Origin of the sequence: Cedecea selenatireducens, assembly GCF_042138895.1 — a bacterium.
Lineage (GTDB): Bacteria > Pseudomonadota > Gammaproteobacteria > Enterobacterales > Enterobacteriaceae > Cedecea > Cedecea selenatireducens.
Genome location: NZ_JBHIKW010000002.1, coordinates 297538 through 323472, shown reverse-complemented (window position 1 = coordinate 323472; position 25935 = coordinate 297538). Strand labels below are relative to the sequence as shown.

Annotated in this window: 24 protein-coding genes; 10 read left to right on the top strand and 14 right to left on the bottom strand. The window is 57.2% G+C overall.

Annotated features, from left to right (window positions below; genetic code table 11):
- Window positions 1-100: 100 nt before the first annotated feature.
- The 4 genes from purK to ppiB all read right to left on the bottom strand — a co-directional run bounded on the left by purK (window position 101) and on the right by ppiB (window position 3033).
- Window positions 101-1171 carry a 5-(carboxyamino)imidazole ribonucleotide synthase gene (purK, locus tag ACE38U_RS04395; protein ID WP_375529239.1) on the bottom strand — a complete coding sequence of 357 codons (1071 nt, stop codon included), beginning with the start codon at window positions 1169-1171 and terminating at the stop codon, window positions 101-103.
- Window positions 1168-1677, bottom strand: coding sequence for a 5-(carboxyamino)imidazole ribonucleotide mutase (gene purE, locus ACE38U_RS04390; RefSeq protein WP_375529238.1), 510 nt, complete (start codon window positions 1675-1677; stop codon window positions 1168-1170). The genes purK and purE overlap by 4 nt, the downstream gene beginning before the upstream one ends.
- A 139-nt stretch (window positions 1678-1816) precedes the next feature.
- The gene (gene lpxH, locus ACE38U_RS04385) at window positions 1817-2539 is read right to left on the bottom strand and encodes a UDP-2,3-diacylglucosamine diphosphatase (RefSeq protein ID WP_375529237.1); all 723 of its coding nucleotides are present in this window, start codon (window positions 2537-2539) and stop codon (window positions 1817-1819) included.
- Window positions 2539-3033 carry a peptidylprolyl isomerase B gene (gene ppiB, locus ACE38U_RS04380; RefSeq protein ID WP_038480312.1) on the bottom strand — a complete coding sequence of 165 codons (495 nt, stop codon included), beginning with the start codon at window positions 3031-3033 and terminating at the stop codon, window positions 2539-2541. The genes lpxH and ppiB overlap by 1 nt, the downstream gene beginning before the upstream one ends.
- 175 nt (window positions 3034-3208) lie before the next feature.
- Between ppiB and cysS the strand changes: the two genes are divergently transcribed.
- Window positions 3209-4594 carry a cysteine--tRNA ligase gene (gene cysS, locus ACE38U_RS04375; RefSeq protein ID WP_375529236.1) on the top strand — a complete coding sequence of 462 codons (1386 nt, stop codon included), beginning with the start codon at window positions 3209-3211 and terminating at the stop codon, window positions 4592-4594.
- Window positions 4595-4675: 81 nt separating this feature from the next.
- On the opposite strand, the gene ahpF is transcribed toward cysS, so the two are convergent.
- Both ahpF and ahpC read right to left on the bottom strand, forming a co-directional pair.
- The gene (ahpF, locus tag ACE38U_RS04370) at window positions 4676-6244 is read right to left on the bottom strand and encodes an alkyl hydroperoxide reductase subunit F (protein ID WP_375529235.1); all 1569 of its coding nucleotides are present in this window, start codon (window positions 6242-6244) and stop codon (window positions 4676-4678) included.
- 81 nt (window positions 6245-6325) lie between these two features.
- Complete coding sequence (gene ahpC, locus ACE38U_RS04365; RefSeq protein ID WP_008460202.1) at window positions 6326-6889, bottom strand: alkyl hydroperoxide reductase subunit C; 564 nt, start codon at window positions 6887-6889, stop codon at window positions 6326-6328.
- Between the two features lie 434 nt (window positions 6890-7323).
- Here ahpC and opgB point away from each other — a divergent pair, with 434 nt between their 5' ends.
- On the top strand, window positions 7324-9612 hold the full coding sequence (gene opgB / locus ACE38U_RS04360; protein ID WP_375529305.1) for a phosphatidylglycerol--membrane-oligosaccharide glycerophosphotransferase: 2289 nt from the start codon (window positions 7324-7326) through the stop codon (window positions 9610-9612).
- Between the two features lie 32 nt (window positions 9613-9644).
- On the opposite strand, the gene arsC is transcribed toward opgB, so the two are convergent.
- Window positions 9645-10001 (bottom strand): arsenate reductase (glutaredoxin), encoded by a 357-nt coding sequence (arsC, locus tag ACE38U_RS04355; RefSeq protein ID WP_061275226.1) that lies wholly within the window; start codon window positions 9999-10001, stop codon window positions 9645-9647.
- 11 nt (window positions 10002-10012) lie between these two features.
- Window positions 10013-11476 (bottom strand): beta-barrel assembly-enhancing protease, encoded by a 1464-nt coding sequence (gene bepA, locus ACE38U_RS04350; RefSeq protein WP_375529234.1) that lies wholly within the window; start codon window positions 11474-11476, stop codon window positions 10013-10015.
- A 203-nt stretch (window positions 11477-11679) separates the two neighbouring features.
- On the opposite strand from bepA, the gene ACE38U_RS04345 reads away from it, so the two are divergent.
- Window positions 11680-12756, top strand: a complete 1077-nt coding sequence (locus ACE38U_RS04345) for an AI-2E family transporter (protein ID WP_375529233.1) — start codon at window positions 11680-11682, stop codon at window positions 12754-12756.
- A gap of 45 nt (window positions 12757-12801) precedes the next feature.
- Here the strand turns inward: ACE38U_RS04345 and bcp are convergent, their stop codons facing one another.
- Together bcp and ACE38U_RS04335 are read right to left on the bottom strand one after the other, a co-directional pair.
- Window positions 12802-13272, bottom strand: coding sequence for a thioredoxin-dependent thiol peroxidase (gene bcp, locus ACE38U_RS04340; protein ID WP_176981040.1), 471 nt, complete (start codon window positions 13270-13272; stop codon window positions 12802-12804).
- A gap of 15 nt (window positions 13273-13287) precedes the next feature.
- Window positions 13288-13842 carry a glycine cleavage system transcriptional repressor gene (locus ACE38U_RS04335; RefSeq protein ID WP_038480332.1) on the bottom strand — a complete coding sequence of 185 codons (555 nt, stop codon included), beginning with the start codon at window positions 13840-13842 and terminating at the stop codon, window positions 13288-13290.
- A 146-nt stretch (window positions 13843-13988) separates the two neighbouring features.
- Between ACE38U_RS04335 and dapA the strand changes: the two genes are divergently transcribed.
- The 6 genes from dapA to ypfH all read left to right on the top strand — a co-directional run bounded on the left by dapA (window position 13989) and on the right by ypfH (window position 20664).
- The gene (dapA, locus tag ACE38U_RS04330) at window positions 13989-14867 is read left to right on the top strand and encodes a 4-hydroxy-tetrahydrodipicolinate synthase (RefSeq protein ID WP_038480336.1); all 879 of its coding nucleotides are present in this window, start codon (window positions 13989-13991) and stop codon (window positions 14865-14867) included.
- A 16-nt stretch (window positions 14868-14883) separates the two neighbouring features.
- Window positions 14884-15918 (top strand): outer membrane protein assembly factor BamC, encoded by a 1035-nt coding sequence (gene bamC, locus ACE38U_RS04325; protein ID WP_176981041.1) that lies wholly within the window; start codon window positions 14884-14886, stop codon window positions 15916-15918.
- Window positions 15919-16136: 218 nt separating this feature from the next.
- Entirely contained in the window at window positions 16137-16850 is a 714-nt protein-coding gene (gene purC, locus ACE38U_RS04320) for a phosphoribosylaminoimidazolesuccinocarboxamide synthase (RefSeq protein WP_038480341.1), read from the top strand.
- 133 nt (window positions 16851-16983) lie between these two features.
- On the top strand, window positions 16984-17862 hold the full coding sequence (ypfJ, locus tag ACE38U_RS04315; protein ID WP_038480344.1) for a KPN_02809 family neutral zinc metallopeptidase: 879 nt from the start codon (window positions 16984-16986) through the stop codon (window positions 17860-17862).
- Between the two features lie 3 nt (window positions 17863-17865).
- Window positions 17866-19896 carry a tRNA(Met) cytidine acetyltransferase TmcA gene (locus tag ACE38U_RS04310; protein WP_375529232.1) on the top strand — a complete coding sequence of 677 codons (2031 nt, stop codon included), beginning with the start codon at window positions 17866-17868 and terminating at the stop codon, window positions 19894-19896.
- A 72-nt stretch (window positions 19897-19968) separates the two neighbouring features.
- Window positions 19969-20664 (top strand): esterase, encoded by a 696-nt coding sequence (ypfH, locus tag ACE38U_RS04305; RefSeq protein WP_375529231.1) that lies wholly within the window; start codon window positions 19969-19971, stop codon window positions 20662-20664.
- 42 nt (window positions 20665-20706) lie between these two features.
- Here ypfH and ACE38U_RS04300 read toward each other — a convergent pair whose 3' ends face one another.
- Genes ACE38U_RS04300 through ACE38U_RS04290 form a run of 3 tightly spaced genes read right to left on the bottom strand, consistent with a single transcriptional unit; the run spans window position 20707 to window position 22412 of the window.
- Complete coding sequence (locus tag ACE38U_RS04300) at window positions 20707-20895, bottom strand: YpfN family protein (protein ID WP_038480350.1); 189 nt, start codon at window positions 20893-20895, stop codon at window positions 20707-20709.
- A 28-nt stretch (window positions 20896-20923) separates the two neighbouring features.
- Window positions 20924-22051 (bottom strand): succinyl-diaminopimelate desuccinylase, encoded by a 1128-nt coding sequence (gene dapE, locus ACE38U_RS04295; RefSeq protein ID WP_038480353.1) that lies wholly within the window; start codon window positions 22049-22051, stop codon window positions 20924-20926.
- Between the two features lie 4 nt (window positions 22052-22055).
- Window positions 22056-22412, bottom strand: coding sequence for an ArsC family reductase (locus ACE38U_RS04290; protein WP_375529230.1), 357 nt, complete (start codon window positions 22410-22412; stop codon window positions 22056-22058).
- A gap of 202 nt (window positions 22413-22614) precedes the next feature.
- Between ACE38U_RS04290 and ypfM the strand changes: the two genes are divergently transcribed.
- Window positions 22615-22674, top strand: a complete 60-nt coding sequence (gene ypfM, locus ACE38U_RS04285; protein ID WP_115586383.1) for a protein YpfM — start codon at window positions 22615-22617, stop codon at window positions 22672-22674.
- 114 nt (window positions 22675-22788) lie between these two features.
- Here the strand turns inward: ypfM and acrD are convergent, their stop codons facing one another.
- Window positions 22789-25899 carry a multidrug efflux RND transporter permease AcrD gene (gene acrD, locus ACE38U_RS04280; RefSeq protein WP_038480358.1) on the bottom strand — a complete coding sequence of 1037 codons (3111 nt, stop codon included), beginning with the start codon at window positions 25897-25899 and terminating at the stop codon, window positions 22789-22791.
- Window positions 25900-25935 lie beyond the last annotated feature (36 nt).

The following is a 25935-nucleotide window of genomic DNA, read 5'->3' as shown; positions in this document are numbered from 1 at the left end:
ACGTGGGGGATTGTGCGCTTCTGGTCGGGCAAAGGAAAGGGAAAGGGGGAAATTGGTCTGACCCTCTAAAAACAAAAGGAGGGTCAGACGCGACGCGGTTTTACTTCACCAGCTTGCTCTGCGCCCAGGCAATACCGCTGGCGTATTCCACCGGCAGCAGGGGAACCAGGGCTTCCAGCGAGGCGCTCAGGCGGCCGGTATCGCTGTCGTTCAGGTTGAGATGACCGACTTTGCGGCCCGGACGAACTTCTTTGTCGTACCAGTGCAGGTGCACCAGCGGCAGCTTCAGCCAGGCATAGTTCAGGTCGGTGCCGATCAGGTTCACCATCACCGACGGCGCATTCACCACAGGCTGCGGCAGCGGTAAATCCACGATGGCGCGCAGGTGCAGTTCGAACTGGTTGATGGAGGCGCCATTTTGCGTCCAGTGCCCGCTGTTGTGCACGCGCGGAGCCAGCTCGTTGATCAGCAGGCCGGCTGGCGTGACGAAGCACTCCATCGCCATCACGCCGACGTAGCCCAGCTCGTGCATGATGGCGGTGAGCATGGTTTCGGCCTGGCGCTGCTGTTCGGCATTGGCCTGCGGGAAGGCAACGCTGGTGCGCAGAATGCCGTCCTGATGCAGGTTGTGGGTCAGCGGATAGAACACCGTGCTGCCGTCATGGCCGCGCGCGCCCACCAGAGAAACTTCGCCGGAGAAGTTAATGCCCTGCTCGACGATGCATTCGCCGTAGCACTCTTCCGGCAGCTGGTCGGTTTCATCGGCACGCAAGCGCCACTGGCCCCGGCCGTCATAGCCGCCGACGCGGCGCTTCACGATAGCCAGAGAGCCCAGTTGGCTGAACACGTCCTGCCATTCGTGGCTGCCGGAGAGCAATTGCCACGGCGCGGTGGCCAGGCCGAGCTTATCGAACAGCTGTTTTTGCGTCAGGCGGTCGGCGATGATCGGGAAGATATCGCGGTTAACGAAGGCGTTGTGACGCGCCAGTTCGCGGGTCAGCGCGGTTTCCGGCCAGCGCTCAATCTCGGCGGTGATCACGCTTTGAGCGAACGGTACGGCTTCCGGCTCGGCGTCCAGCCCGACAGGGTAAACGGCGATGCCCAGCGGCTCACCGGCCTGGCGGAGCATGCGCCCCAACTGGCCGTTACCTAAGACACAGACGCGCTTCATGCTTCGCTCCGTGGGTCCGGATTGTCCAGCACTTCGTCGGTCTGGGTCTGACGCCAGGTCGCCAGGCGCTGGCTCAGGTTTGCGTCATGCAGGGCCAGGATCTGCGCGGCCAGCAGGGCGGCGTTGGCGGCCCCGGCTTTACCGATGGCCAGCGTGCCGACCGGAATGCCGCGCGGCATCTGGACGATAGAATAAAGGCTGTCCACGCCGCTAAGGGCGGCGCTTTGGACCGGCACACCCAGCACCGGGACCAGGGTTTTGGCGGCCAGCATGCCCGGCAGGTGCGCAGCGCCACCGGCTCCGGCAATGATCACCTGGTAGCCGTTGGCTTCGGCCTGTTCGGCAAAGCTGAACAGTTTGTCCGGCGTGCGGTGGGCGGAGACGACTTCGACATGGTGAGGGACATTCAGGGCGGTAAGGATTTCAGCGGCGAACTGCATGGTGGCCCAGTCACTTTTGGAACCCATAACAATGGCGATACGCGCCGGGGTGTGCTCAGAAGACATGCGTCTCAAAACTCCTGTGGGTGTGCAGACATCATCGGGCGTCGGGCGCCCGCTCAGAAGGGCTCAGAGAATAGCACGAACTTCCGGCAAGGAAAACGGTTGCGTGGTTAGCGAATCGGCAAAAAAGCGGGCTTTATTATCAGAAAGGAAAGTGGATCAGCTCGACGTTTTCCATCGTCACTTTTATCATCGACCCTTCTTCATGCCATGCGCCTAATACGCAGCGGAAAGCGGGTTGCCCGTTGGCGGTAAGCTCATGGATTGCCGGGCGGTGAGTGTGCCCGTGAATCAGCCATTGAATATTGTGGCGGGTGAGGGTATCGACCACGGCCTGCGGATTAACGTCCATGATGGCCATAGACTTGCTGCTGTTGGCGGCCTTGCTACCGGCGCGCATCCGGGCGGCAATGCGTTTACGTATAAACAGAGGGAAGGCAAGAAACAGCGCCTGAAGCCACGGCTGGTGAACCTTGCGGCGAAACGCCTGATAGCCTTCGTCGTCGGTACACAGCGTGTCGCCGTGCATGATAAGAACTTTGCGGCCATACAGGTCGAGCAGCTTTTCTTCGGGTAGCAGCGTCATGCCGCTGGCTCTGGCAAAGCGTTTGCCGAGCAGGAAGTCGCGGTTGCCGTGAATGAAGTAGCAGGGCACGCCTGAATCAACCAGCGCTTTGATCGCGGTGGCGATTTGCTGGTGCAGCGGTTCAGGGTCGTCATCGCCAATCCACGCTTCGAACAGGTCACCGAGGATGTAAAGCGCATCCGCCTGGCGGGCTTCACCGGCCAAAAAACGCAGAAAACCGGCGGTGATCGCCGGTTCTTCTGAGCAGAGGTGTAAATCTGCAATAAACAGCGTCGACATTATTCGCTTACGGTTACGCTTTCGATAATAACGTCTTCTTTCGGTACATCCTGGTGCATACCGCTGCGGCCGGTGGAAACGCCTTTGATTTTCTCAACCACGTCCATACCTTCAACCACTTCTGCGAACACGCAGTAGCCCCAACCCTGCAGGCTTTCGCCGCTGAAGTTCAGGAAGTCGTTGTCGGCCACGTTGATGAAGAACTGTGCGGTGGCAGAGTGCGGAGCCTGGGTACGAGCCATTGCCAGCGTACCACGGGTGTTTTTCAGGCCGTTATTCGCTTCGTTCTGAATGGTGTCTTTAGTCGCTTTCTGCTTCATACCCGGTTCGAAACCGCCGCCCTGGATCATAAAGCCGTTGATCACACGGTGGAAAATGGTGTTGTTGTAGAAGCCTTCGCGGCAGTAGTCCAGGAAGTTTTTAACGGTAACAGGCGCTTTATCATCAAAAGTTTTGATGACGATATCGCCGTGATTAGTGTGAAAAGTAACCATGCTTGCATCCTATGAGTGTCAGAGAGTACGGCGGCGAACGGTGCCGTCGTACCAGCACGCTGTTATAGCATAACGCTACATCATAGTCAGTAATGCAAAGCAGACTGCCGCCGGGGAAAATTATCGGGTAAGATACCAGGGAGTATTCTTCCACACGCTTACATGGAATCCCCTGATGTTAAAAATATTTAATACCCTGACTCGCCAAAAAGAGGAATTCAAACCTATTCATGCCGGAAAGGTAGGCATGTACGTGTGTGGTATCACCGTTTACGATCTCTGTCACATCGGCCATGGCCGTACTTTTGTTGCGTTTGACGTGGTGGCGCGCTACCTGCGTTCCCTGGGCTATGAGCTGAACTACGTGCGTAACATCACCGACATTGACGATAAAATCATTAAGCGCGCGCAGGAAAATAGCGAAGATTTTGTGGCGCTGGTCGACCGCATGGTCGTGGAAATGCACAAAGATTTCGACGCGCTGAACATTTCACGCCCGAACAGCGAGCCGCGTGCGACCCAACATATCCCGGAAATCATCGAAATTGTTGAACAGCTGCTGGCCCGCGATCACGCCTATGTGGCTGAGAACGGCGACGTAATGTTCTCGGTGGTCACCGACCCGAATTACGGCCTGTTGTCTCGCCAGGATCTGGATCAGCTCCAGGCGGGGGCGCGCGTTGACGTGGTTGACGTGAAGCGCAACCCGATGGACTTCGTGCTGTGGAAAATGTCCAAGCCGGGCGAACCAGCATGGACTTCTCCGTGGGGCGAAGGCCGCCCGGGCTGGCATATCGAATGTTCCGCCATGAACTGCAAAGAGCTGGGCAACCACTTTGACATTCACGGTGGCGGCTCCGATCTGATGTTCCCGCACCACGAGAACGAAATCGCGCAGTCTACCTGTGCCCACGACGGCGAGTACGTCAACACCTGGATGCACTCCGGGATGGTGATGGTTGACCGTGAGAAGATGTCCAAATCGCTGGGCAACTTCTTCACCGTGCGTGACGTGCTGAAGTATTACGACGCGGAAACCGTGCGTTACTTCCTGATGTCCGGCCACTACCGCAGCCAGCTCAACTACAGCGAAGAGAACCTGAAACAGGCTCGCTCGGCGCTGGAGCGTCTTTACACCTCGCTGCGCGGGACGGACAGCAGCGTGGCGCCAGCCGGGGGAGAAGCCTTCGAAGCCCGCTTCCGCGAAGCGATGGACGACGACTTCAACACCCCTGAAGCCTATTCCGTGCTGTTTGATATGGCCCGTGAAGTGAACCGCCTGAAAACGGAAGATCTTGCGGCGGCCAACGGACTGGCGGCGGCGCTGCGTAAGCTCTCCGCAATTCTGGGCCTGCTGGAGCAGGATCCGGAGCAGTTCCTGCAGGGCGGCGCGCAGGCGGACGACGGCGAAGTGGCGGAGATCGAAGCGCTGATCAAGCAGCGTAACGATGCGCGTCAGTCGAAGGACTGGGCGCTGGCGGACCAGGCGCGCGATCGTCTGAACGAGATGGGCATTGTGCTGGAAGACGGCGCGGCCGGAACGACCTGGCGTCGTAAGTAAGATTCAGAACGTGAAAAAGCGGCTCAATGAGCCGCTTTTTTTATGGCTGGCCGCTGTGGCGCGGCCTTATTGGCAGGTGCTTTATTCTGGGGCTGAGGTGCGAATCAGGTAATCAAACGCGCTCAGGGAAGCTTTCGCGCCTTCGCCCGTCGCGATGATGATCTGTTTGTAAGGCACGGTGGTGCAGTCGCCCGCGGCAAACACGCCTTTTACGGTGGTTTCGCATTTCGCGTCGATGATGATTTCACCCATGCGGTTGCGCTCCACGCTGCCTTCCAGCCAGGTGGTGTTCGGCAGCAGGCCGATTTGCACGAAGATGCCGGCCAGGGCAACGTCATGCACGCTTTCGGTCACGCGGTCTTTATACTGCAGGCCGGTCACTTTGCTGCCGTCGCCTTTCACTTCCAGCGTTTGGGCGTTCAGTACGATGTCGACGTTTTTCAGGCTGCGCACTTTGTTTTGCAGAACCTGGTCGGCCTTCATTTCTGGGGCAAATTCCAGCAGGGTCACGTGCTCAACGATGCCCGCCAGGTCAATGGCCGCTTCCACGCCGGAGTTACCGCCGCCGATCACCGCCACGCGCTTGCCTTTAAACAGCGGGCCGTCGCAGTGCGGGCAGTAGGTCACGCCTTTGGTGCGGTACTGATCTTCGCCCGGCACGTTCATGTTGCGCCATTTGGCGCCGGTGGCCACGATGATGCTGCGCGCTTTCAGGGTTGCGCCGGACGCGGTTTGAATCTGATGCAGGCCGCCTTCGGTTTTGGCCGGGATCAGCTTGCTGGCGCTTTGGGTGTCGATCACGTCTACGTCGTAGTCGTCCACGTGGGCTTTCAGCGCGCCCGCCAGCTTCTGGCCTTCGGTTTTTGGTACGGAAATGTAGTTTTCGATATCCACGGTATCCAGCACCTGGCCGCCGAAGCGTTCGCCCATCAGGCCGGTACGGATGCCTTTACGCGCCGCATACACCGCCGCCGCCGCGCCCGCAGGGCCGCTGCCGACGATCAGCACGTCATAAGCTTCACGCTGGTTCAACGCTTGTGCCGCACGTTTTTCTGCGCCGGTGTCAATTTTGCCCACGATTTCAGCCAGCGTCATGCGGCCCTGGCCAAACTCTTTGCCGTTAAGATATACGGCAGGCACGCCCATCACGTTGCGTGCCTGAATTTCATTCTGGTAAACGCCGCCGTCGATAGCGGTGTGGGTGATGCGCGGGTTCAGCACGCTCATCAGGTTCAGCGCCTGCACAACGTCCGGGCAGTTGTGGCAGGAGAGGGAATAATAGGTTTCAAAGTGGAAGTCGCCGTCGATCTCACGGATTTGCGCCAGCAGATCCTGAGACTCTTTGGACGGATGACCGCCGACCTGGAGCAAGGCCAGCACCAGGGAAGTGAATTCGTGACCCAGCGGGGAGCCGGCAAAGCGCGGGCCCTGGTTTGAGCCTGGGTTAGTGATTAAAAACGACGGTTTGCGCACCGGCAGGTCGTTATTAATGCTGAAAGAAACTTTGTCAGATAACTCAGCTATTTCTGCCAGCAGTTCTTTTACTTCAGATGATTTCGCGCCGTCGTCCAGCGTGGCAATCAACTCAACAGGTTTGGTTAGTCTCTCAAGATAGGCTTTGAGCTGGGTTTTCATTGTTGTGTCGAGCATGGTCAGTCTCCCTGGTGGCGAGAAAAAAACGGCTACTAAAAGGAGTAGCCGTAAAATAAAAGAGGGTAACGCGGGTAAAACTTAGATTTTGCCGACCAGGTCCAGAGATGGAGCCAGAGTCGCTTCGCCTTCTTTCCATTTAGCCGGGCAAACTTCGCCTGGGTGAGAAGCTACGTACTGGGCAGCTTTCACTTTGCGCAGCAGGTCAGAAGCGTCACGGCCAATGCCTTCGGCGGTCACTTCGATAGCCTGGATGATGCCCTGTGGGTCAACAACGAAGGTTGCGCGGTCTGCCAGACCTTCGTCTTCACGCATGTTTTCGAAGTTACGGGTCAGCGCGCCGGTTGGGTCGCCGATCATCGCGTATTTGATTTTAGCGATGGTTTCAGAGCTGCCGTGCCACGCTTTGTGGGTGAAGTGAGTGTCGGTAGAGACGGAATAAACGTCTACGCCCAGCTTCTGCAGTTCTTCGTAATGGTCAGCCACGTCGCCCAGTTCGGTCGGGCAAACGAAAGTAAAGTCAGCCGGGTAGAAGAAGAAAACGCTCCAGCGGCCTTCGGTATCTTTTTCCGTGACTTCAACGAATTCGCCGTTTTTAAAAGCCTGATTTTTGAATGGTTTGATTTTGGTATTAATTAAAGACATCTAAACTTCCTCCGTTTTGCGATGGGAGAAAGGTACCGAATTTTAGCCCGGCGCTCTAATGGGTAGGTTTTATTGAATCAAGAGGTAATACCTAACAGCGTTTTCTGCGGGCATAAAAAAGGCCACCCGTTGCGAGGGTGGCCGGTGTTGCGCGTTACAATTCCACTTTAAAAAATTATAACAGCGGCGAAATTACAGCATTTTAGCGCCAAAAAGGTCAATTCCCCGGTCCGTTGTAGTAGCGATGGTTGTAATAGCTGGAAACTATTAAAGGCCGTTAGTCCTAAAATGCACCTCAGTTGCTGAAAACCCGACGTCGTGCGCAAAGTAATGTCAGGTGAATTGCAGCCATGTGACAGTGAGGTTAAATTACCGGCTGTTATTTTTCTGCATGAAAAATCGCGCCGGGCTGCGCGATGACTGAGGTACTGGCGTTGTCCGAATTGCTTTCTTTGATGCTGTTTTTGGCGGCTATTGCCGTGTATGCGGTTAAAGCTGGTCGAAATATCTGGTGGCTGACGATCATCCTGCTGATGCTCGGCCTGTTTATCGTGCTCAACGTGACCCTGCTGGCCAGTAACTATTTTACCGGCGAGGGCATTAACGATGCGGTGCTCTACACGCTCACCAGCAGCATGACCGGCGCTGGCGTCGGCAAATACATTCTGCCCGGGCTGGGCCTGGCCGTCGGGTTGGTTGCTATTTTTGGCGGTCTGACCTGGATTTTACGCCGAAAGAACCATCCTCATCATTTGGGCTACAGCGCCCTGGCGCTGTTCCTAGCCCTGTTTTCGATAAAAACAACGCCCGCTTATCAGCAGGTGGTGTCGCTGATTAAATCCCAGACCCGTACCGGCACGTCTGACTTTGCCGACTGGTATAAAGTGCCGGAAGCTACCATCAAGCAGCCGAAGCTGAACCTCGTCTATATCTACGGCGAAAGCCTGGAGCGCACTTATTTTGATGAGCAGGCGTTTCCTGACTTAGCGCCCGAGCTGAACGCCCTGAAAAGCCAGGCTATAGATTTCAGCCACACCAGCCAGATGGCGGGCATGGATTACACCATCGCGGGTATTGTGGCCTCGCAGTGCGGTGTCCCGCTGTTTGCCCCGTTTGAGGGCAACTCTTCGGCGTCGATGTCGAGCTTCTTCCCGAAGAACATCTGCCTCGGCGATATTCTTAAGGCATCGGGCTATCAAAACTACTTTATTCAGGGCGCGGACCTGCGCTTTGCCGGCAAAGACATTTTCCTGCAGTCCCACGGCTTCGAGCATATGTACGGCGCGCAGGAGCTGAAGGGGATGGTGGCCGACCCGAATTACAAGAATAACTGGGGCTTTTACGATGATACGGTGCTGGACGAAGCTTATGACAAGTTTATCGAGCTTTCTAAGGCCGGGAAGCGCTTCTCGCTGTTTACGCTGACGGTCGACACCCATCACCCGGACGGCTTTATTTCGCGCACCTGTAACCGCCGCAGCTACAGCTACGATGGCAAAGAAAACCGCTCTTTTAGCGCCGTCTCCTGTAGCCAGGAGCATATCGCGGCGCTAATAGACAAAATCAAAGCCTCGCCTTATTTCCGTAATACGGTGATCGTGGTTTCTTCCGATCATCTGGCGATGAACAACACGGCGTATAAATACCTGACCAAGCAGGACAGGCAGAACCTGTTCTTTGTGATTCGCGGCGACAAACCGCAGGCGGAAATAAAAGCCGTGAAGCGCAACACGATGGATAACGGCGCCACGGTGCTGGATATTCTCGGCGGCGGGAACTACATCGGCCTGGGGCGCAGCAGCCTGTCCGGCGAGTCGCTGTCGATGGTCTTTACCAACCTGAAAGAGAAGGTCACCGAGTGGAAGCCGGACGTGATCGATTTGTGGAACTTCCCGAAAACCATCAGCCGCTACAGCATCGACCAGAAGAAAAACACGTTCAGCTACTCCGGCGCGCACTTCAAGCTGCCGCTGCTGCTGAAGATCGGTAAAGGTAAAATTGAGCCGCTGCCGGAAAGTGAATATTCCGCCCCATTGCGCTATCAGCTGGCTGATTTTAAAAGTGACGATAGGTTTATCTGGGCCGACCGCTGCTACAAAATGGCGCGCCTGTGGGAGCCACAGCTCGCGCTTTCTACCGGGCTCTGTGTGGCTCAGGGGCAGCTGGGCGGCGAGCCAACGGTAAGGCGGGTGGACAAGCCGCTGGACGAGTACAACGTGCAGTTTGACGGGCAAACGCTGAGTAACGAGCGTTTTAAAAACAACGTTGCCTTGCTGAAGGCGGATGAAAACAGCATTCGCTACCAGGCGGACAGCTTCATCTTCAACGTGGCCGGTGCGCCGCAAAGCGTGAAGCAGTTCAGCGGCATTTCGCGCCCGGAAGCCTGGGGCCGCTGGTCAAACGCCAACATGGCTCCGGCTGTGACGATTGAGTATCAGGATCCGCTGCCGGCAACGTTCGATCTGGTGCTGGTGGCGAAAGCCTTCGGCCCGAACGTCGGCGAGCCGATTTCGGTGAAGGTCGGTGATGAAGAGCAGATCATCACCTTTGGCGACCAGCTCTCTACCGTCACGCTGCGCTTTGATAACCCTGAAGGCAGCAAGGTGCTGACCATTGAGCCACCGAAGCCGCAGCTGTCCAACGAGGGCAATATTCTGGGGCACGATCCGCGTAAGCTTGGCGTGGGGCTAGCTGAGCTGAAAATTGTGCCGGTGAGCGGCTAACCCGTTCCCGGGAAGGGAACGGGCGGGGCAGGTTAGAGGATCTCGAGCACCTGCTCAGGCGGGCGGCCAATACGGGCTTTCCCGTTGGCGAGAACGATAGGGCGCTCGATAAGCTTCGGGTGCTCAATCATGGCGTTAATCAGCGCTTCCTCGCTGAGGCTGGCGTCATCCAGCTTTAGCTCTTTGTACAGGTCTTCTTTGCGGCGCATCAGTTCACGCGCGCTGGTGAAGCCCAGCTTCTTCAGCAGCGACTGGATGGTCGCTGCGTCCGGTGGGGTTTCCAGATAAAGCACCACCTCCGGCTCGACGCCGTTTTCCTTTAGCAGGTTCAGCGTTTCGCGGCTCTTGGAGCAGCGTGGGTTGTGGTAAATTTCGACCTTCTTGGACATACGGACTCCTGTTACATCTTCATATAAGGTTTAAAGCGCTGCTGTAGCTGGCGCAGCTGATCGATACGGGCGTCGTACCTGGCCTGCTGCAGGCTGCCGAGCTTCACCTGCGAGCTGGCGCTGCCGAGCAGCGAAATGGCCTGATCCAGGCGGCCGTTTAGCGCCATGACTTCGGCGCGCGCCGCCAGCTCCTGATCGCGGTTGCCTAGTTTGCCCTGCGCCTGAGCCAGCAGATCCCAGCCGTTGGTATCGTCTGGATGGGCGAAGGTGTAGCGGTTAAGCAGCGTTGCCGTTTCGGCGGGCTGCCCGCCTTCAAGATAAGCGTTGGCGAGGTTCAGCTGCAGCACCGGGTTGTTCTTCAGGTCCGGGGCGTTTTTCAGCCGGTTGATAGCGTCGTTTGCCTTGTGCTGACCGAGGTCGATATCTGTCGCCAGGTCGAGATACCAGGGGTTTGCCGGCTGGGCGGTGAGCAGCGGCTGAAGCGCTTTTCTTGCTTCGTCATATTTATCCGCCTGTAAAGCCTGTAGCGCTCGCCCGTACTGCGCCGCGCTTTGCTCACGCACGTTGCCTTTTGACCAGGTATCCAGCAGGTCCGGGGTCAGCTGATTCCGTCCTGAGTTATACATCCCGAGGGTGCGAACCTTTGCCATATAGAAGTTTTCTGAGGACTGCACAACTACCGGGCGCATTTGGTTGGCACGGTTGCGGGCGTCCGCCAGGCGGCTTTCCGGCAGCGGGTGAGTCAGCAGAATTTCAGGTGGGCGAGAAGAGTAGCGAGCCTGGTCGAGCAGTTTTTCGAGGAAGCCCGGCATTGCCTGTGGATCAAAGCCCGAACGCTGCAGCACCTGAATGCCAATGCGGTCTGCCTCCTGCTCGTTCTGCTGGGTAAAGCTGATCATGCCTTGCTGAGTCCCGGCCAACGTACCGGACAGCGCGGCCATCCCTGCCTGTGGGCTCGCCATCGCCAGCAGGATCGAGCCCAGCGCGCCCACCCAGGTCAGCGGCGCATTTTTCTTCTGGTCTTCCATCGCACGCGCCAGGTGGCGCTGGGTCACGTGGGAAATCTCGTGAGCCATAACCGAAGCCAGCTGGCTTTCTGAGTCGGCATAGCGGAACAGCGCCGAATGCAGCACCACGTTGCCGCCAAAGAAGGCGAAGGCGTTAATTTCGTCGTTGTTGATTAAGAAGAAGTGGAAAGGCGTTTTCACCGAGTTAGCGTGGCTGACCAGCCGCATCCCCAGCGAGTTAATGTACTGCGTGAGTAATGGATCGTTAATCAGCGGGGCGCTGCCTCGCAGCTGACGGACGTAAAAATCGCCCATCTGCATTTCCTGGGCGATAGACAGCGTGCTGCCTGCGGATGTTCCCATGTCGGGAAGCTGGTCAGTCACATCCGCGTTTACAGGGAGTGCGCTTCCCGCCAGCAGTGCGGCCGTAAGTGTTGCAATCAGGGTCTTTTTCAACTGCCTAACCATAACTACTGTCCCGTTTAGTCGTTGTCAGATTTTGACACGATGAGTACAAGTTTGTTCGCTTAAAGAAGTGTACTGTAGGGCGTTGAAGCTGCGAAGATTTTATTTGGTTGATTATCCCTTTGTAATCCGCCGTAAAAAGCAAAGTCTTTACGGTGACATTTCGATACAATTCGCCATCAAAAAAAACTTCACGGAAGGGATGTATGCTCGACATGTTGTTGCAGTGGTATCGCCGTCGTTTCAGCGATCCGGAGGCGATTGCGCTGCTGGTTATTCTTGTGGCGGGCTTTTGCATTCTGTTCTTCCTTCATGGCCTGCTGGCGCCGCTGCTGGTGGCTATTGTTCTGGCCTATTTGCTTGAGTGGCCGACGGTGCGCCTGGAGCGTGTCGGCTGTTCCCGAACGTGGGCGACGACTATCGTGCTGGTGCTGTTTGTCGGCATTTTGCTGCTGATGGTGCTGTTTGTGGCCCCCGTCGCCTGGCAGCAGGGGATCAACCTGATTCGCGATATGCCGGGAATGCTCAACAAGCTTTCTGATTTTGCCGCCACGCTGCCGAAGCGCTACCCGGCGCTGGTGGACGCGGGCATTATCGACGCCATGGCCGAAAACGTGCGCGGGCGGCTGTCAGGCATGGGCGACCAGGTGGTGAAATTCTCCCTGGCGTCGCTGGTTGGGCTGCTGACGCTGGCTATCTATCTGATTCTGGTTCCGCTGATGGTGTTCTTCCTGGTGAAGGATAAAGAGCAGATGCTGAACGCCGTGCGCCGCGTTCTGCCGCGCAACCGTGGCCTGGCGGGGCAGGTCTGGCTGGAGATGAACCAGCAAATCACCAACTATATTCGCGGCAAAGTGCTGGAAATGATCGTCGTTGGCGTGGCGACCTATATCGGCTTTATTGTCTTCGGGCTGAACTATTCGCTGCTGCTGGCGGTGCTGGTGGGCTTCTCGGTGCTTATTCCGTACATCGGCGCGTTTGTGGTCACCATTCCGGTTATCTGCGTGGCGCTGTTCCAGTTTGGCCTCGGCACCGAGTTCTGGACGCTGTTTGGGGTGTACCTGATTATTCAGGCGCTCGACGGCAACCTGCTGGTGCCGGTGCTGTTCTCGGAGGCGGTCAACCTTCATCCGCTGGTGATTATTCTGTCGGTGGTGATTTTCGGCGGGCTGTGGGGATTCTGGGGCGTGTTCTTCGCTATCCCGCTGGCAACGCTGATTAAAGCCGTCGTTCATGCCTGGCCGGATGCTTCGCTGGTGGATGACGCGGTCAGCCGGGAATAACGGGAATAAAAAAGCCGACTGAGACGTCGGCTTTTTTGTGTGTTCTTAGGCGTTTTCTGTCAGCCAGTTCACAACGATATCGTGGTGGTTACTGGTTTTGAAATCATCAAAGACCTTTTCCACTTTACCGTCGCCGTCCAGCAGGAAGCTGATACGGTGAATGCCGTCATAGGTTTTGCCCATGAAAGATTTCTCGCCCCACACGCCAAACTGATCGCAGACCTGATGGTCTTCGTCAGAAAGCAGGGTGAAGTTAAGCAGCTCTTTCTCGGCAAAACGGGAAAGTTTTTCCGGCTTGTCGGTGCTGATGCCCAGCACTTCCACGCCACGCTTTTTCAACTCATCCATGTTGTCGCGCAAACCACATGCCTGCACGGTGCAGCCTGGTGTCATCGCTTTTGGATAGAAATAAACCAGAACTCTCTGTCCCTGGAAGTCGGTTAAATTTACTTGTTCGCCGTCCTGATCGGGCAAGCTAAATTTCGGTGCACTATCACCGGCTTTCAGTGGGCTCATCACTACTCTCCGTCTTTAATCATCTTGCTGTGGGTTAACCACGTTAATAGTGCCTTCTGCTTTCAGTTCTGTACATAGGGCTTTAAACGCTTGCTCGATAATTGTCGCATCCTGTGAACCTGGGCTGTGGGCAGTTATCTGGATATACAGACGCGGCCCCACGTCGTTCTCAGCAGGCTGAGTGCGGGAAACCAGCTCGGCAATGTTCATTTGATGGGTGTCAAACAGGTGGGTAAATCGCTCAATCAGGTGCGGCGAGTCTGCCACTTCAACCTGTACCCAAACCGTGGCCGGGGTGGCCGGTCTTTCCTGGGCGGTTGTGCGTTTCATCACAATTAACAGATCGAGTTCCGCGCCCTTCAGCGGCAGGGTAGATTCGATCAGGGTTATCGCGTTCCAGCTGCCGGAAAGCAGCATGATAAAGGTGAACTCTTCACCCAGCATGGCAAGCCGGCTGTCTTCGATGTTGCAGCCGCAACTGCTCACGTGGCGGGTAATAGTATTGACGATACCAGGACGGTCCGCCCCCAGGGCTGTGATAACCAAATAATGGTGTGATGAGGGTGTCAAGCGTGTTCTTCCTGTCAATCGGTGAGATTCACATTAGGAAAGCATAAAAAAAGTAAGCTGCCAACCGCTTAGCGCCTTCTGGCGGCTTGCTTTTGCTATGGCACCAAACGTAACATTGGAGAACATGTTTGCACAGAGGGTGGCTAATGTTTACGGGAAGTGTTGTCGCGATAATTACGCCGATGGATGAGAAAGGTAATGTCTGCCGGTCCAGCCTGAAAAAACTGATTGATTACCATGTCGCCAGCGGAACATCGGCGATTGTCTCGGTAGGGACTACCGGCGAATCGGCTACTTTGAGCCACGACGAACACGTCGACGTAGTGAAGCTTACCGTTGAACTGGCCGACGGGCGTATCCCGATTATTGCCGGTACCGGTGCTAACGCGACTTCCGAAGCGATTTCCCTGACGCATCACCTGCAGGACAGCGGCATTGTGGGCTGCCTGACGGTCACCCCTTATTACAACCGTCCTACCCAGGAAGGGCTGTTCCAGCACTTTAAAGCGATTGCTGAAAGCACCCATCTGCCGCAGATGCTGTATAACGTGCCGTCTCGTACCGGCTGCGACATGCTGCCTGAAACCGTTGGCCGCCTGGCGAAAATCAAAAATATTATCGGTATCAAAGAAGCCACCGGGAACTTAAGTCGCGTAAACCAGATCAAAGAGCTGGTTGAAGATGACTTCATCCTGGTGAGCGGCGATGACGCCAGCGCGCTGGACTTTATTCAGCTTGGTGGCCACGGCGTAATTTCCGTGACCGCAAACGTAGCCGCGCGTGAGATGGCGGAAATGTGTAAACTGGCCACCTCAGGGCAATTTGCACAGGCTCGCGAAATTAATCAGCGTCTGATGCCGCTGCACCATAAATTGTTTGTAGAACCCAACCCTATCCCGGTGAAATGGGCCGCCAGGGAGTTGGGTCTTGTGGCAACCGATACCTTACGCCTGCCGATGACGCCGCTGACCGACGCAAGTCGCCCGGTGATTATTAGCGCGCTTAAGCATGCCGGTCTGCTGTAAAGCTTAGGGAGATTTGATGGCTTACTCAGTACAGAAGTCGACGGTGGCAAAAGTTGCTGTTGTTTCGCTCGCCATGCTGTTAGCGGCGTGCAGTTCCGATCAGCGTTACAAGCGTCAGGTTAGCGGCGATGAGTCCTACCTGGATGCAACCCCACTTGCGGAAATCCACGCTCCGGCGGGGATGATCCTGCCGATTCAGAATGGCGATTACAACATTCCGGTCACTAACGGCAGTGGTGGAGTAGGCAAGCAGCTGGATATTCGCCCACCGGCACAGGCTCTGGCATTGGTGAACGGGGCTCGCACCCAGTTCACCGGTGATACCGCCACGCTGCAGGTTGAAGCCAACAAGGCGAGCGGCCTGTGGTCTCAGGTGGTGAGCATTCTGCAGTCCGAGAACTACGCGATCGCTCAACGTAACGATGCCGGCCAAACCCTGACTACCGACTGGGTACAGTGGAACCGCGCTGACGAAGACGTGCAGTACCGTGGACGTTACCAGATTAGCGTGCAGCCGCAGGGCTACCAGCAGTCGGTCGTTGTCAAACTGCTGAACCTTGAGCAGGGCGGCAAACCGGTCGCGGATGCTTCGGCTCTGCAGCGCTACAGCGCGCAAATGCTGAACACCATCAGTGCCGGCCTCGATAAGTCTGAAACCTCGCGTCAGAATGCGCAGGAAAACCGCAGCTCTGCCCAGCTTGACGTGCAGAGCGCCGCGGATGACACCGGCCTGCCAATGCTGGTGGTGCGTGCGCCGTTCAACGTCGTGTGGACCCGCCTGCCGGCCGCGCTTGAAAAAGCAGGCATGAAGGTGACCGATACCACCCGTTCTCAGGGCAGTATCGCGGTGACCTACAAGGCGTTGTCTGACGGCAGCTGGAGCGACCTCGGGGCGAAAGATCCGGGTCTGGTGAACGGTGATTATAAGCTGCAGGTTGGCGACCTCGATAACCGCAGCAGCCTGCAGTTCATCGACCCGAAAGGGCATCCGCTGACGCAGTCTCAGAACGATGCGCTGGTCGCTGTCTTCCAGGCAGCATTCAGCAAGTAACACTGAGGGGCCGGTTAATTCCGGCCCTTGTTATTTAGGCCTATGTAGATACCCTAAATAATTCGAGCTGCAGGAAGGCGGTAAGCCTGGAAATCTCCGGGAGCATAGCTAACTATGTGACCGGAGTGAGCAGGAGCAACCAACGCACATGCAGCTTGAAGTATGACGGGTAAACCCCTCCGATTGCGCAAGCGATCGCTATACCTGGAGTAAGAAAGATGCAAAAGCAAGCTGAGTTGTATCGCGGCAAAGCGAAGACCGTTTACAGTACGGAAAACCCGGATCTGTTGGTGCTCGAATTCCGTAACGATACGTCAGCAGGTGACGGTGCACGCATCGAGCAGTTCGATCGTAAAGGCATGGTAAACAACAAGTTTAACCATTTCATTATGGCCAAACTGGAAGAGGCGGGTATTCCGACCCAGATGGAAGCGCTGCTGTCTGATAACGAAGTGCTGGTGAAGAAGCTCGACATGGTGCCGGTGGAGTGCGTGATTCGTAACCGCGCCGCGGGTTCTCTGGTGAAGCGCCTTGGCATTGAAGAAGGTATCGAGCTGAACCCACCGCTGTTCGATCTGTTCCTGAAAAACGACGCCATGCACGACCCGATGGTCAATGAATCTTACTGCGAAACCTTTGGCTGGGTGAGCAAAGAGAATCTGGCCCGCATGCGCGAGCTGAGCTACAAAGCTAACGACGTGCTGAGCAAGCTGTTTGATGACGCTGGCCTGATCCTCGTGGACTTCAAGCTGGAGTTTGGCCTGTTCAAAGGCGAAGTGGTGCTGGGCGACGAGTTCTCCCCGGACGGCAGCCGCCTGTGGGACAAAGAAACGCTTGATAAGATGGACAAAGACCGTTTCCGCCAGAGCCTGGGTGGCCTGATTGAAGCGTATGAGGAAGTTGCTCACCGTCTCGGCGTTAAATTAGACTAACCACGCAATCGTTTACGTTGCGCAATGGGGTGCGTTTTTGCGCACCCTGTTTTTTCGCTGCCTGTTCTTATGGTAATCCTGCCGGTAACCACCTACGATCTATCCATTACAAGTTGTGAATGAGGATGAACGTATGCGTTGGCAAGGACGTCGCGAAAGCGACAACGTAGAGGACAGGCGCAATGACGCCTCCGGCCCCGGCATGAGCATGGGCGGCGGCGGATTCCGCATACCTCGGGGTAAAGGTGGCCTGGTGCTGCTTGTCGTGGTTATTGTGGCAAGCTATTACGGCGTCGATCTTACTTCCTTCCTGTCCGGCGAGCCGCAAGTCTCCCAGCAATCTTCCCAGCAGCGTACCATCAGTCCGAAAGACGACGAGGCCGCTAAGTTTACCTCGGTAATTCTGGCGACAACCGAAGATACCTGGGGTGAAATTTTCCAGAAAATGGGCCGCACCTACCAGCAACCTAAGCTGGTGATGTATCGCGGGGCAACGCGTACCGGCTGTGGTACCGGCCAGTCCGTGATGGGGCCGTTCTACTGCCCGGCGGACAGTACCGTCTATATCGACCTCTCTTTCTACGACGATATGCGCAATAAGCTAGGTGCAGGCGGCGACTTTGCCCAGGGCTACGTGATTGCTCACGAAGTGGGTCACCACGTGCAGAAGCTGCTGGGCATTGAGCCGAAGGTGCGCCAGCTCCAGCAGAATGCGTCTCAGGCCGAAGGCAATCGCCTGTCGGTGAAAATGGAGCTTCAGGCCGACTGCTTCGCCGGCGTCTGGGGTAACAGTATGCAGAAACAGCAGGTGCTCGACTCGGGCGATCTGAAAGAGGCGCTCAACGCTGCCGAAGCCATCGGGGACGATCGCCTGCAGCAGCAAAGCCAGGGGCGCGTGGTGCCGGACAGCTTTACCCACGGCACTTCAGAGCAGCGCTACACCTGGTTCAAGCGTGGTTTTGACGGCGGCGATCCGTCCCAGTGCAACACCTTCGGCAATGCGCTCCGTTAATCAATGACCGCAGGGACGATAGAGCAGCTGCAGCTGGCGACGACGCAAATGCAGCAAACGGGCATTCGTCGGCTGATGCTGCTGGCCGGCGAAAGTGAATGGAGCAGCCAGCAGGTTGCCACGCTGTCGGCTTCTTTACCCGGAGACTGGCTGTGGGTTGGCCCTTCGCCTGAGCTGCCTTTTCACTGTGTCCCCTCGGCGGTGCGTAGCATGCTGGGACGTGAGTTCCAGCATGCCGTATTCGATGCCAGGCTCGGGCTGGATGCCGCCGCGCTCGCGGCGCTTTCCGGCATGCTTAAAGCGGGCAGCTGGCTGCTGTTGCTGACGCCAGACTGGCCGCTTTGGCCTTCGCTTCCCGATGAAGATTCCTGCCGCTGGAGCGATACTCCCCGGGCGATCCCTGTGCCTCATTTTGTTTCCCATCTGCAGCGCTGCATGCGGCAGGACTCAGAGTCCGTGCTGTGGCAGCAGCATGAGCCGGTAGTCCTGAATCGTTTTGCTTTTCGTCCTGACTGGCAGCCCGCGAGCGGTGCGCCTGAGCAGGAGCAGGCTGCCATTCTTGCCGAGTTGGCGGATCTGCAACAGGGCGTGGCGGTGGTGACGGCGGCCAGAGGGCGGGGCAAGTCTGCTCTGGCCGGTATGTTGGTTGGCCGCAGCCCAGGCGATTCTCTGGTCACCGCTCCGGCAAAGGCCGCCACCGACGTTTTGGCTCGCTATGCGGGAGGATCCTTCCAGTTTATGGCTCCGGACGTGCTGGCTGCCGAACACGATCTGCCGGCGTATGACTGGCTGGTTGTTGATGAGGCGGCTGCGATTCCAGCTCCGCTATTACGCCAGTTGATCGAACGCTTCCCGCGCGTTTTGCTGACCACGACCGTGCAAGGGTACGAGGGAACGGGGCGCGGTTTTTTACTGAAGTTTTGCGCAACGCTGCCGTCACTCAGGCGCTTCACGCTTGATACGCCGATCCGCTGGGCGCAAAACGATCCGCTGGAACATGTCGTTGACCGGATCATGCTGTTCGATGAGCCGGATCTTGAGCGCTTCCCGCAGGGCGATCCGGTATTACAGGTCGTGGATCAGGCTGACTGGTCGCAAAAACCGGAACAGCTGCAGCAGATGTACCGGCTGCTCTCCGGCGCACATTACCGTACCTCCCCCCTCGACTGGAGGCGCATGCTTGATGCTCCCGGCCAGCATTTCATCGCGGCCAGCGCAGGAGATCTATGCGCAGGGGCATTATGGATGGTCGAAGAGGGCGGGCTGGATGAAAACCTGAGCCGGAACGTGTGGGCCGGATTCCGTCGCCCCAAAGGCAATCTGGTGGCGCAATCGCTGGCGGCGCATGGTGGCAGCCCGCTTGCCGCTACGCTGCGTGGGCTGCGCATCAGCCGCATTGCCGTTCATCCTCAGCGCCAGCGCGAACATATTGGCGCCAGCATGATTCAGCTTGCTCTGCAGGCCGCGAAGGCCCGATATGACTATCTCTCGGTCAGCTTCGGCTACACCGATGAGCTATGGCGCTTCTGGCAGCGCTGCGGGTTTGAGCTGGTGCGTATCGGCAGTCATAAAGAAGCCAGCAGCGGCTGCTACAGCGCGATGGCGCTATTGCCGCTCACGCCGGAAGGCGAGGCGTTAACAAGCCATGAGCGGCAGCGGCTACAGCGAGACTGGCCATGGCAAAAAAACTGGCTGGAATTGTCTTTGCCGCTGACCACGGATAGCCCAACAGAATTGTTGGCAGCAGACTGGGAAGAGCTGTCCGGCTTTGCTTTCGCGCATCGTCCGCTGGAAGCCTGCCTGGGCGCGTTGAATCGCCTTCTGCTGGCGAGCCCTTTACCGCTTCACGCCCTGCGCGGTCGCCTCGAGCGGCGTGAAAGCAGCGAAGTCCTTAGCCAGCGGCTGGGGCTTTCTGGCAAAAAAGCGTTGCTTGCGCTGATGCGTGAGGAAGCTCGAAGCGCGCTGGAAAACCTGGATCAGGCAAGGACAGAGGCGCTGCGAAACGGTATTTTGCAATTGCAAAAATTCCACTAACTTGTTCAATGAAACGGCATGGTCATCCCCTGACGGCGGCGTATAGTTGTCTCCATCAACCAGGAGAAAACCATGAAACATGACCATTTTGTTGTCCAAAGCCCAGCCACACCGGCCAGCCAACTGATACTGCTGTTCCACGGCGTGGGTGACACGGCGAAAGCGATGGGCGAAATCGGCAGCTGGTTTGCTCCGGAATTTCCTGACGCACTGGTGGTCAGTATTAGCGGCCCGGACCAAAGCGGCGCTGGCCGGGAGTGGTTCTCCGTGGCGGGCGTGACGGAGGAAAACCGCCAGCAGCGGGTGGATGCCGTGATGCCAGCCTTTATTGAAACCGTGCGCTACTGGCAGCAGCAAAGCGGCGTGCCGCCAACGGGCACCGCGCTGATCGGCTTTTCGCAGGGGGCCATCATGGCACTGGAAAGCATTAAAGCGCAGCCAGGCCTTGCGGCACGCGTCATCGCCTTTAGCGGGCGTTACGCGGAGCTGCCGCAGCAGGCGTCTACCAGCACCACGATTCACCTGATTCACGGCGATAATGACAAAGTGATCCACGCGACGCATTCGGTAGATGCCGCCGAGAAATTACTTAGCCTGGGTGGGGACGTCACGCTGGATCTGATTGATTCCCTGGGGCATGCGATCGACGACCGCAGCATGAAGGCGGCGCTGGATCACCTGCGCTACACCGTGCCGAAGCACTATTTTGATGAGGCTTTGAGCGGCGGCGGAGCACCGAAAGATGATGATCTGATTGAGCTACTGTAAATATGCGCCTCACTCCGGAATCGCCCGGAGTGAGGCGTCTGGCTATTTCTTTTTAGGCCAGTCGTCCTCGTCGTCCCACTTATCGTTAAAATCACGATGCGGCGGAAGCTCAGGTTTGTCTGCCATGTACTTCTTCGGATCTATCCGGCTCAGGTCTTTAATGACGTTAATAAACATCCCCACCAATAACACCAGGACGATAATCCACCAGTAATGCGATAGCCATTCCATGCTGATACCTCGTTCAGTTGACTGCCCGTCAGGCGACAAGCTGTTCCATAATGCGCTGGTACATCCGGGCCAGCAGCTGCAGGTCGGCGGCGTTTACGCATTCATTGATTTTATGAATGGTGGCATTCACCGGCCCCAGCTCAACAACCTGAGCCCCCATGCGAGCGATAAAGCGCCCGTCAGATGTACCGCCCGTGGTTAACAGCTGCGGTTTAATCTCATTATAGTGCTCAACGGCGTTCACTACCGCATCCACCAGCTTACCGCGTGAGGTCAGGAACGGCTGGCCGGAAAGCCACCACTCGACGGTATAGCGCAGTTCGTACTTATCCAGCAGGGCGATAACGCGCTGCTTGATGTCTTCATCGGTCAGTTCGGTGCTGAAGCGGAAGTTAAACTGGACGAACATGTCGCCTGGGATAACGTTGTTGCTGCCGGTCCCGGCCTTCACGTTGGCAATCTGCATGCTGGTGGCCGGGAAGAACTCGTTGCCTTTGTCCCACTCAATCCCCGTCAGCTCTGCGAGCATCGGGGCCGCGCGGTGCACCGGGTTATCCGCCAGATGCGGGTAGGCAACGTGGCCCTGCACGCCGTGAATAGTCAGGTTACAGGTCAGAGAGCCGCGACGGCCGTTTTTCACCACGTCGCCGACGATTTCAGTACTGGACGGCTCGCCTACGAGGCAGTAGTCCAGGCGTTCGCGACGCGCCATCAGCGCCTCAACGACCTTAACCGTGCCGTTGGTCGCGCTGGCTTCTTCATCGGAGGTGATGAGAAACGCCAGGCGGCCTTTATGGTTTGGATGCTGGGCGACGAAACGCTCTGCGGCCACCACCATCGCGGCCAGCGAACCTTTCATGTCTGCGGCACCGCGGCCAAACAGCATCCCGTCGCGAATGGTGGGTTCAAACGGTGGGTTGATCCAGCGGTCGGCATCGCCTGACGGGACCACGTCGGTATGTCCGGCAAACGCCAGCGTTTCGCCCTGTCCACGCCAGGCCCAGAAGTTCTGGGTATCGCCGAAATCCATGTGTTCAACGGTAAAACCAATCGCGCGCAGGCGTTCAATCAGCAGCGCCTGGCAACCGGCATCATCCGGGCTCAGGGAAGGGCGACGAATAAGCTGTTGCGTCAGCTCAATAACCGGGCAGGACATAAGACTATACCTCGTTGATAAACTGCTGATAGTGAGTTTCGTTGAAACCCAGCAGCATAGGCTGACCGGGCGCGCAGAGCAATGGGCGTTTGATGATTGCCGGCATCTCCAGCATCAGCGCCGCCGCGCTTTGTGCGTCTGTGATGGATGCGCGATGGGCTTCATCCAGCTTGCGCCAGGTGGTCCCGCGCGTATTAAGCAGCGCTTCCCAGCCGAGTTCTGCAATAAACCCGTTCAGCAGCGCAGCGTCCAGCCCGTCAACGCGGTAGTCGTGAAACTGGTAATCCACGTCCTGAGCTTCCAGAAAGCGGCGCGCCTTTTTGATGGTGTCGCAGTTTTTAATGCCGTACATGGTGATCATGGTGGCGGTCGGTCCCGTTTTAATTTTTCAGAGGGCAACCATTTTGCCGCAGGTGCGGGGAATTATCGAGCCGCGATTTCAGGCTAAATCATTATTCTGCTAACAATATATTTGTGAAGGCGCTCAAGACTTAGCCGCTCAAAAAGGGTTCAATCGCAGAATATATCCGCGTATAATTGCGCCAACATCAAGAGAGGCGGTTATGATCGAGCACGAATTAGGGCAGTGGAAAGACTTCATCGAAGATATGTTGCGCAAATAAGCGTTCCGGCATAAAAAGCAACGGCGCGATATTCTGTTACTGAATACTCAGCGAACATCAGTAAAAGGCGACCCTTTAGAGGTCGCCTTTTTTGTGGCCGAAGATCTGCGGCGCTTAGTCGTGATGCTCTTTCAGCGGGAAGCGTCTGCGCACCAGCACAAAGAACAGCGGCACAAAGAAGATGGCCAGCACGGTGGCGGAGATCATCCCGCCCATGACGCCCGTGCCTACCGCATGCTGGCTGCCGGAGCCCGCTCCGGTGCTGGTCGCCATCGGCAGCACGCCGAAAATAAACGCCAGTGAAGTCATCAAAATAGGGCGCAGGCGCTGGCGGCAGGCCTCAAGCGTGGCGGCGACCAGGTCCTGGCCTTTGGCGTTCAGGTCATTGGCAAATTCGACGATCAGAATGGCGTTCTTCGCCGAAAGCCCAATCACCGTCAGCAGCCCGACCTGGAAATAAACGTCGTTCTCCAGGCCGCGCATCCAGGTGGCGAGCAGGGCGCCGATCACCCCAAGCGGAACGACGAGCATGACGGAGAACGGCACCGACCAGCTCTCATACAGCGCGGCAAGGCACAGGAACACCACCAGTAGCGAGATGGCATACAGGGCAGGGGCCTGCGCGCCGGAGAGGCGTTCCTGGTAGGACATGCCCGTCCACTCGAGACCAAAGCCGTTTGGCAGCTTGCTCACCAGCTGTTCCATGATGTCCATGGCGGTGCCGGTACTTAATCCCGGCGCGGCTTCCCCCACAATTTCCAGCGCGGAATAGCCGTTGTAGCGCTCAAGGCGAGGTGAGCCCGTTTCCCAGCGGGAGGTCGCAAAGGCGGAGAAAGGCACCATGCCGCCGGTTTTATTGCGCACGTACCAGCTGTTGATGTCGTCCGGCAGCATGCGGTATTTGGCCGCAGCCTGGACATATACCTTTTTCACGCGCCCGCGATCCATAAAGTCGTTCACATAGCTTGAGCCCCAGGCGGTTTGCAGGGTGTTGTTGATATCGTCAATAGAGACGCCGAGCGCCTGGGCTTTACGCTGGTCGATATCGATTTGCAGCTGCGGGCTGTCGTCCAGGCCGTTGTGGCGCACGCGGGTGAGCTGTGGGTCACTACTGGCCATTTCCAGCAGCTGGTCACGCGCCTGCATTAACGCGTCGTGCCCGGCACCGGCGTGATCCTGCAGCTCCATATCAAAACCAGCTGCGTTGCCCAGGCCGTTAATCGCTGGCGGGCTGCTGGCAATGACTCGTGCTTCCTTAATCTTATTAAAGGCTTTGGTCGCCCGTTCGATAATCGCGAACGAGCTGCCGTCCGCGCTGCGCTCGTCCCAGTCCTTCAGGCGGATAAACATCCGGGCGACGTTTTGCCCGTTCCCGCCGGGGCCCGCGCCGATGGTTGAGAACACCGAAACGACGTTGTCTTTCTCTTCGGTCAGGTAATAGCGCTCAACCTGCTGCACCACTTTTGTGGTCTGCTGCTGGGTTGCTCCGCTGGGAAGCTGCACGGAGGTGGTGAACACGCCCCGGTCTTCCTGCGGCAGGAACGAAGTTGGCAGCTTGAGGAACAGAAACACCATGCCACCGAGCAGCAGGACATAAATCAACATCCAGCGCACGCTGCGGGCGAGAATTCTGGCTACGCCATTTTCATAGCGTTCGGCGCTGCGGTTAAAGGTGCGGTTAAACCAGCCGAAAAAGCCTTTCTGGCCGTGATGCTCGCCTTTGTGCAGCGGCTTGAGGATCGTGGCGCACAGGGCTGGCGTGAGGATCATCGCGACCAGTACCGACAGCACCATGGCGGCGACAATAGTGACCGAGAACTGGCGGTAAATTGCGCCTGTGGTGCCGCCGAAGAAGGCCATCGGCACAAACACGGCGGACAGCACCATGGCGATGCCAACCAGCGCGCCCTGGATTTGGCCCATCGATTTGCGGGTTGCCTCCCGAGGGGAGAGGCCTTCCTCGCTCATAATACGCTCGACGTTTTCTACCACCACGATGGCGTCATCCACCAGCAGGCCGATGGCCAGCACGGTGGCGAACATCGTCAGCGTGTTAATGCTGTAGCCGAAGACATACAGCACGGCGAAGGTGCCGAGCAGAACCACCGGCACCGCAATGGTCGGGATCAGCGTGGCGCGGAAGTTTTGCAGGAACAGGTACATCACCAGGAACACCAGCAGAATCGCTTCCAGCAGCGTTTTCACCACGTCGGTAATCGAGGCTTTCACAAACGGGGAGGTTTCATAGGCGATTTTGGCCTCAAGGCCGTGCGGGAAGAACTGCGAAAGCTCTTCAATTTTGGCGCGGGCCAGCTTGTCGGTTTCCATCTCGTTGGCACCGGAGGCCAGCTTAATGCCCAGCCCGGAAGCGGCCTGGCCGTTATAGGTGCTCAGAAAATCGTATTTTTCCGCCCCCATTTCAACGTCTGCCACATTCCCCAGGGTGACCAGCGAGCCGTCCTGATTCACCCTCAGGGTAATGTCTTTGAACTGCTGCGGCGTTTGCAGGAGCGACTGGGCATTAATGGTGGCGTTTAGCGCCTGCTTATCCAGCGCCGGAGTGCCGCCGAGCTGGCCGACGGCAATTTGCGCATTCTGGGATTTGATGGCGGTGACCACGTCCTGGGTCGTCATCTGGTAGTTAGTGAGCTTGTTCGGATCCAGCCAGATGCGCATGGAATACTGCGAGCCGTAGGCATCCACGCTGCCGACGCCGTTCACGCGGCTCATCGGGTCCTGCACGTTACTGGCGACGTAGTCGGCAATGTCCTGCTTATCCATGCTGCCGTCGGTGGACACAAACGCCACCATCAGGATGTTGGTATCACCGGTTTTATTCACCGTAACGCCCTGAGTCTGCACATCCTGCGGTAATTTTCGCACCGCTGACTGCAGCTGGTTTTGCACCTGCTGGACCGCAGAGTCCGGGTCGGTCCCGGCCTTAAAGCTCAGGGTGATGGTGGCCTGACCGGCGCTGCTGCTCTGGGAGGACATGTACATCATATTGTCCAGGCCGGTCATGCTTTGTTCTATGACCTGGGTAACCGTGTTCTCCAGGGTTTGGGCGGAGGCGCCAGGATAGTTCGCGGTGATCCTCACGTTTGGCGGCGCGAGGTCGGGATATTGCTCAACGGGCAGCGAAAAAATAGCCAATGCCCCGGTCAGGCAAAGTAAAATTGCCAGTACCCAGGCAAAAATGGGGCGAGATATGAAAAAATTCGCCATGCGGTCAGGACCCCTTTAAAAGCTTCTAATTGTTAT

Excerpts from the sequence above, each read along its gene's own strand:
- purK (WP_375529239.1), bottom strand. The coding sequence starts at position 1,171 with ATGAAGCGCGTCTGTGTCTTAGGTAACGGCCAGTTGGGGCGCATGCTC.
- purE (WP_375529238.1), bottom strand. The coding sequence starts at position 1,677 with ATGTCTTCTGAGCACACCCCGGCGCGTATCGCCATTGTTATGGGTTCC.
- lpxH (WP_375529237.1), bottom strand. The coding sequence starts at position 2,539 with ATGTCGACGCTGTTTATTGCAGATTTACACCTCTGCTCAGAAGAACCG.
- ppiB (WP_038480312.1), bottom strand. The coding sequence starts at position 3,033 with ATGGTTACTTTTCACACTAATCACGGCGATATCGTCATCAAAACTTTT.
- cysS (WP_375529236.1), top strand. The coding sequence starts at position 3,209 with ATGTTAAAAATATTTAATACCCTGACTCGCCAAAAAGAGGAATTCAAA.
- ahpF (WP_375529235.1), bottom strand. The coding sequence starts at position 6,244 with ATGCTCGACACAACAATGAAAACCCAGCTCAAAGCCTATCTTGAGAGA.
- ahpC (WP_008460202.1), bottom strand. The coding sequence starts at position 6,889 with ATGTCTTTAATTAATACCAAAATCAAACCATTCAAAAATCAGGCTTTT.
- arsC (WP_061275226.1), bottom strand. The coding sequence starts at position 10,001 with ATGTCCAAGAAGGTCGAAATTTACCACAACCCACGCTGCTCCAAGAGC.
- bepA (WP_375529234.1), bottom strand. The coding sequence starts at position 11,476 with ATGGTTAGGCAGTTGAAAAAGACCCTGATTGCAACACTTACGGCCGCA.
- ACE38U_RS04345 (WP_375529233.1), top strand. The coding sequence starts at position 11,680 with ATGCTCGACATGTTGTTGCAGTGGTATCGCCGTCGTTTCAGCGATCCG.
- bcp (WP_176981040.1), bottom strand. The coding sequence starts at position 13,272 with ATGAGCCCACTGAAAGCCGGTGATAGTGCACCGAAATTTAGCTTGCCC.
- dapA (WP_038480336.1), top strand. The coding sequence starts at position 13,989 with ATGTTTACGGGAAGTGTTGTCGCGATAATTACGCCGATGGATGAGAAA.
- bamC (WP_176981041.1), top strand. The coding sequence starts at position 14,884 with ATGGCTTACTCAGTACAGAAGTCGACGGTGGCAAAAGTTGCTGTTGTT.
- purC (WP_038480341.1), top strand. The coding sequence starts at position 16,137 with ATGCAAAAGCAAGCTGAGTTGTATCGCGGCAAAGCGAAGACCGTTTAC.
- ypfJ (WP_038480344.1), top strand. The coding sequence starts at position 16,984 with ATGCGTTGGCAAGGACGTCGCGAAAGCGACAACGTAGAGGACAGGCGC.
- ACE38U_RS04310 (WP_375529232.1), top strand. The coding sequence starts at position 17,866 with ATGACCGCAGGGACGATAGAGCAGCTGCAGCTGGCGACGACGCAAATG.
- ypfH (WP_375529231.1), top strand. The coding sequence starts at position 19,969 with ATGAAACATGACCATTTTGTTGTCCAAAGCCCAGCCACACCGGCCAGC.
- ACE38U_RS04300 (WP_038480350.1), bottom strand. The coding sequence starts at position 20,895 with ATGGAATGGCTATCGCATTACTGGTGGATTATCGTCCTGGTGTTATTG.
- dapE (WP_038480353.1), bottom strand. The coding sequence starts at position 22,051 with ATGTCCTGCCCGGTTATTGAGCTGACGCAACAGCTTATTCGTCGCCCT.
- ACE38U_RS04290 (WP_375529230.1), bottom strand. The coding sequence starts at position 22,412 with ATGATCACCATGTACGGCATTAAAAACTGCGACACCATCAAAAAGGCG.
- acrD (WP_038480358.1), bottom strand. The coding sequence starts at position 25,899 with ATGGCGAATTTTTTCATATCTCGCCCCATTTTTGCCTGGGTACTGGCA.